We start from the raw sequence: 5535 nt of genomic DNA on the forward strand, positions 1-5535 counted from the left end.
TCAGGCGTCCACTCAGGCGCCCCCATCGGCCCTCACGCGTGGTCAGGCTCCGGTAGACGTCGTCGCCGCCGACGAGCCCGACGGGCACGATCGGATAGTCGTTCTCCACTGCCAGGCGCGCGAATCCGGCGCGTCCTTGCCAGCGCAGGATGTACTCCTCGCCCTTGAACTTGACGATCTCGCGTCCACCGCCGGGAAACACCAGGATGGGTTCGTCGTGGCGCATCAATTCGCGGGCGGTCTCCGGCGCCCCAACGACGGCGCCGCAGGCGGCGAAGATATCGCCGTTGAGACCGCGCATTGAGCCCATCCTCCTGTCGGTCAGCGGCCGCACCCGGATGCCGATCTCACGGCGCACGAGATAGGCGATCAGAGGTCCCTCCGAGCTGATCTGGGTGTGGTTGCCTACCAACAGGAATCGGCCATCGCGGGGCAGACCGTGCAGCCCATCGACGTAGGGGCGGTATAGATCGACCAACGGTGTGATCCCGTCTGCGATGGTCTCGACGACACGACGCCACGCGCGGACCCGCTGGGGTTGATCGATGATCGCGTCGATGTTGACTGGTTTAGTCATCGGCGTCGGGAATCCTTCGAGTCCAGCGCGGCCGGGCCGCCGCGCGGCATCGCCGCAATCGACGGCTCCACGAAACTCTCCACACTCATCACGAACTCCCTAGCTGTCGCCATTTCCTTCTATCCGCCACCACCCTAACAAACGAACTAGTTCGTTTGAGTATGATTCTCCTGTGAGAACCACCATCGAGCTGCGCGATGAGATCTTGGCTGCGGCCCGAGCCGAGTTCGCTCAATGCGGACTGGCGGGCGCGCGGATCGACCGCATCGCGCGGTCGGCCCAGGCGAGCAAGGAACGCCTCTACGCCCACTTCGGCGACAAGGAATCGCTGTTTCGCGAAGTGGTGGCCGCCGATTTCGCCGCGTTCTTCGACGGGGTCGCATTGCGTCCCGATGACGTGCCCGACTTCGTCGGCGGCGTCTACGACCTCGCCCGCAGTCAACCCGAGCACCTTCGCATGATCACCTGGGCGAGATTGGAGGGCTTCACCCTCGACGAACCTCGAACCGACGATGGCCAGCCGATCTTCGGGCACGCCATCGCTGCGATCGAGGCCGCCCAAGCCAGTGGCCATGTCGACCGCTCTTGGCAACCCATCGACCTACTCCCCCTACTGTTCGGCGTCGGCCTCGCGTGGGCGACCATGCCACACCCCGAGGCCGGGACCGACGACCCCGCGCTCGTCGCGCGCCATCGTGCCGCCGCCGTCGAGGCCGCCACCCGGATCATCGCCGCACGCTCCTAGGGCTTGATCGCTCCCCCTTTCTGCTTAACCGGGCGCCCTGCCGACCTCCGGCCGCCGTGACCAGTAGTCAGCCCACATAACGGTTCATTGCGAAGAAACTCATGCTTGAGGATTTCGTCAGATGCCTTGACTGAGCGCTACGTCGTATGTGACGATTTCGTCAGCAATGGTTGAGGGGATGGAATGAACACAACCGTCGGCGCCCATAGCGACCTGCACAGCGAGCAGGGCGCACGACCCGGCGAGCACCCCGGGCGATCGCGCAACCCGGTGATCAAGGTCCATGACATCGCCTGGCTGGAGTTCGAGAAGCCCGACTTGGCTCGCGCGGAGACGTTCGCGCACGCGTTCGGCTTCGGCACGGTCTTGCGGACGCCCGATGAGCTACAACTGCGGGGAACCGATCCCGGTACGCCGTGCCTCATCCTGCGACGAGGCCCTCGCTCGCGGTTCATCGGAACGGCGTTCAAAGCGGCCGACGACGCCGATCTGCTTCGACTGGCCGCGGCGACCGGTACCACCACCCGCCCGCTGCCCGAGACCATTGGCGGACTGACGGTCGACCTGGTCGACCCCAGTGACGTTCTCGTCCGCGTCGTAGCAGGAACGCACGAACTCGCGGCACTTCCACCGCAATCCCCGCACACCTTCAACTTCGGCCACGAGGTGCGCCGCATCAACGCGATGCAGCGCCCGCCACGGGAACCCACCAGCGTTCAGCGACTCGGGCACGTGGTGTTGCAGAGCACCAAGTACACCAAGGCGCTCAACTTCTACCTCGACAACCTCGGGATGATCGTCAGCGACTTCCAATTCTTCCCCGGTCAGCGCGCTCGAGGCCCGGCGATGAGCTTCATTCGCTGCGACCGTGGCATGGCCGCCAGCGATCATCACACGCTGGCACTGGCATTGGGACCGCAAAACCGTTATGTGCACTCGGCTTACGAGGTCTGCGATCTCGACGCGCTGGCCGCCGGCGGCGAGTATCTCGCGGATCGCGGTTACTTCCGGTCCTGGGGAATCGGCCGCCACATTCAGGGCAGTCAACTCTTCGACTACTGGCGCGACCCCGACGGATTGCTCGTCGAGCACTTCACCGACGGCGACGTGTTCGACTCGACGCTCGAGCCCGGCTGGACGCCGATGACGGCGTCGGGGCTGGCCCAATGGGGACCTCCGGCCACCAAGGACTTCCTCGGCACCAGCCCCAGAACCCTCCCCCACGAAGCGCGCTCTCTGATCGGTGCGCTGCGCGACGACAACGAATTCGACGTCAAACGCCTCATCGGCCTGCTGAGGGTAGCCAGCTCGTGAACAGCGTTCGCAACGACCACCGCTCAACGCGATCGGGATTCTCCAACGGAGAAAACGGATTACGCTCTCCCGATGGATGACCGCCAAGTTGTCAATGGATTGGTGCCCGACGTGGCGCCGGTCGTCGAATCGTTTCTTCATGCGGTTCTGCGCGACAAGGACTTCGACACGGTTGAGGCGTTGCTCGCCGACGACGTGGTCTACGAGAACGTGGGCTATCCGACTTTGCGTGGGGGCCAGCGCATCGTGACGACGTTCCGTCGGATGGCAGCCAAGATGCCATGGCTGTGCTGGGACGTCAGGATCCACCGGATCGTGACCGATGGCACCTCCGTTCTGACCGAGCGCACTGACGCGATCATCATCGGGCCGTTTCAGGCACATTTCTGGGTGTGCGGTGTATTCGAAGTACGTGACGGCCGGATCACGTTGTGGCGTGATTACTTCGACCTCTTCGACATGTTCAAGGGAAGCGTTCGCGGCGTTGCAGCCATCGCGATTCCGACGCTGCGGCGAACGCTCTGACAGCCGCCCGCGAACGATCCGCAGGCTTCCGCGATTAGTGAACGTCGGGACAGGTGATGTCGACGTGCGCGGTGGTGAACTTGGTCGGGTCGAGCAGCCGGCCCGCTGCATCGACGTTGGAATCCGACAATCCGGTCACCCCGGTGACGGTGCACTCGGTCATCGGGTCGTCGGCTGTTCCGTTGACTTGCACGCTGTAACCCTGGGCTTGCAGGCCACTGATGGTGTCCTGGGCGTTGCCGTAAACGGTGGACGCCGCGGTAGCCGCGCCGGCCAGCGCCAGTCCAGCGGCCGCCAGTGCGCCGACGGTGGCAGTTTTGAACACGCAAGACGTGAGTCCGGTGTGGATGACCTCGTTGATTCGCATTGGTTTTCCTTCATCGTGCGTCCAGAGGTGGGCTTCTGAGGGTCTCGCTGTGCCTTACGAATAGAGATAGGGCTAGGAGTTACTCCCGCTGCGTCACACCGTCCGCTACGGAGCGAACTCGCTGAATCAATACCGTTGCTGTGCAGACGCATACGCGCTCACGTCGACCTCTCGCCGACTGGCAATCCAGGCAACTTCCCGCATCAGCCCCCGCGAGCGTGAATGTGGCGACGCTAAATCGCCATTTCGCGTAGCCAGCTTCACAGTCGTGACAGGACCGGCACGTGGGCGCAATTTTTCAACCGGTCGGATGTGTGCTGAATCCGGCGACATCGTGGCCAGCAGGGGTGTTGGGTGTAACCCGGGTGACTATCTAGTAGGTGTGGGCGGTTAACCGGCTGGACCGACGTGAGGGATGGGGCGACCGAATGGTGGCGCAGCGTGATCCTGATGCGCCGAGGGTCCTGCGGGCGGTACCTGGCGTTGAGGGCCCGTACCGGGATTGGGAAGCGGTGTACCAGGACAACGTCACCTGGGTGTACCGCACACTGTTCGCAAGGGTGGGTAACCGCGCCGACGCCGAAGATCTCACTGCGGAGGTCTTCCTCGCGGCGATGGGCCCCCTGCGCATCTCAGCGTCGGCGGCCGAGGTCCGTGCTTACCTGCGGGCCACCGCGCGCACGGTGCTGGCTGCGCACTGGCGGTCCACCCTTGGTCGCGAGATCACCTCCATCGACAACGTCGACGTCGCCGCCCCCGACGGCGAGGAGGCCATCAGCACCGCCCCGCAACGCGCCGCCGCCGCATTGGCAACGCTTCCCGACAACTACCGCCGAATACTGGAATTGCGGTTTCTGCAGGGTCGTTCGATCAAGGACTCCGCCGCCGAACTCGGCGTCAGCGTCGCCAACGCCAAGGTTCTGCAGCATCGCGCTCTACGCTTGGCAGCACAGGTCAGCGATACCGACGAGACCAAGGAGGAGCGGTGATGAACGCACGGGACCGCGCACGCTACGTCGATGACCTCCTTGGCGGACGCCGCCCCCGACCCTTTGCGCCCGATGACTTCGAAGCCGCTCAGATCCGCACCGCCATCGAATTGCAGGCCGCACGGCCCGGCGCCGATGCCCCCCGCGCAGAGTTCCTCTCCGATCTGCACCGCCGCCTCGCCGCCCAAATGGACGGCGCCCAACCACCCGCACCCGCGACCGGCCGGACCGGCGCGACGCGTCGCCAGGTCATCGTCGGCACCTCGGCGGCCGCGGCCGCCGCCGTCACCGCGGTCACCGCGGACCGCCTGCTCTTCAGCGCCGGCAGCGGCGAGACTGCCGCATCGCCGCCCGCCAGCTCCGAACTGACCCCCAATGACGGCACCTGGCAGGTGGTGGCGTCCAGCACCGACGTCTCCGAGACGGGGATGCACCGCTTCGAGCTGGGGTCGGTCAGCGGGTTCGTCCGCCGCGTCGACGGCCGACCCGAGGCGGTGTCGGGCGTGTGCACCCACCAGGGGTGCAAGCTGTTCTTCGACCGACCCGACAACCGGCTGCGCTGCCCCTGCCACACAACCTCGTTCTCCCCCGGCGGCGAAGTCCTGAGCTATCAACTAGCGGTCTCGCCGGCGCCCCTGCCGAAGATCCAGGTTCGCGAACGCGACGGCGCCATCGAAGTGTTCGCCCCCACCGAACCCGCCTGACACCACCTCCGCCGCGGGCTGACACTCCCGTCTGGTCGCCTTCCTCAAACCGTTGGTACAGCCATGCCCGCGCGTCAGCCCGGTGTTGTAACCCGTCGCCCTATCTAGTTGGTGAGCGCTCCGCATTCGCGCGCATGGCGCATCGATCACGAAAGGCCTACCTCCGCAATGATTCTCTTGCCCCGCTACGCGCTGACGGTGCTGCCGACGGCCGCGGTAACCGCCACGTTCCTGCTCGCAGGCTGTTCAGGCTCGGGTCCGGATGGCGCGCCTGCGACCAACCCGTCGATCACGTTCGGGGCCCAGGCCAGCAC

Annotated in this window: 7 protein-coding genes; 5 read left to right on the forward strand and 2 right to left on the reverse strand. The window is 65.4% G+C overall.

Annotation, left to right across the window (positions count from 1 at the left end; translation table 11 throughout):
• Positions 1-577, reverse strand: a 577-nt coding sequence (locus QOD90_RS23670; RefSeq protein ID WP_526353646.1) for a lysophospholipid acyltransferase family protein, incomplete at its 3' end; no start/stop codon positions are given.
• 172 nt (positions 578-749) lie between these two features.
• Between QOD90_RS23670 and QOD90_RS23675 the strand changes: the two genes are divergently transcribed.
• The 3 genes from QOD90_RS23675 to QOD90_RS23685 all read left to right on the forward strand — a co-directional run bounded on the left by QOD90_RS23675 (position 750) and on the right by QOD90_RS23685 (position 3161).
• The gene (locus QOD90_RS23675) at positions 750-1322 is read left to right on the forward strand and encodes a TetR/AcrR family transcriptional regulator (protein WP_526353648.1); all 573 of its coding nucleotides are present in this window, start codon (positions 750-752) and stop codon (positions 1320-1322) included.
• 183 nt (positions 1323-1505) lie between these two features.
• Positions 1506-2636, forward strand: coding sequence for a VOC family protein (locus QOD90_RS23680; protein WP_526353650.1), 1131 nt, complete (start codon positions 1506-1508; stop codon positions 2634-2636).
• 72 nt (positions 2637-2708) lie between these two features.
• Entirely contained in the window at positions 2709-3161 is a 453-nt protein-coding gene (locus QOD90_RS23685) for a limonene-1,2-epoxide hydrolase family protein (RefSeq protein WP_526353652.1), read from the forward strand.
• A gap of 34 nt (positions 3162-3195) precedes the next feature.
• Here QOD90_RS23685 and QOD90_RS23690 read toward each other — a convergent pair whose 3' ends face one another.
• Complete coding sequence (locus QOD90_RS23690; RefSeq protein ID WP_526353654.1) at positions 3196-3528, reverse strand: hypothetical protein; 333 nt, start codon at positions 3526-3528, stop codon at positions 3196-3198.
• A 428-nt stretch (positions 3529-3956) separates the two neighbouring features.
• On the opposite strand from QOD90_RS23690, the gene QOD90_RS23695 reads away from it, so the two are divergent.
• On the forward strand, positions 3957-4517 hold the full coding sequence (locus tag QOD90_RS23695) for an RNA polymerase sigma factor (RefSeq protein ID WP_526353656.1): 561 nt from the start codon (positions 3957-3959) through the stop codon (positions 4515-4517).
• Positions 4517-5221, forward strand: a complete 705-nt coding sequence (locus QOD90_RS23700; protein ID WP_526353658.1) for a Rieske (2Fe-2S) protein — start codon at positions 4517-4519, stop codon at positions 5219-5221. The genes QOD90_RS23695 and QOD90_RS23700 overlap by 1 nt, the downstream gene beginning before the upstream one ends.
• Positions 5222-5535 lie beyond the last annotated feature (314 nt).

This window comes from Mycobacterium sp., from assembly GCF_032161845.1.
Taxonomy (GTDB): Bacteria; Actinomycetota; Actinomycetes; order Mycobacteriales; family Mycobacteriaceae; genus Mycobacterium.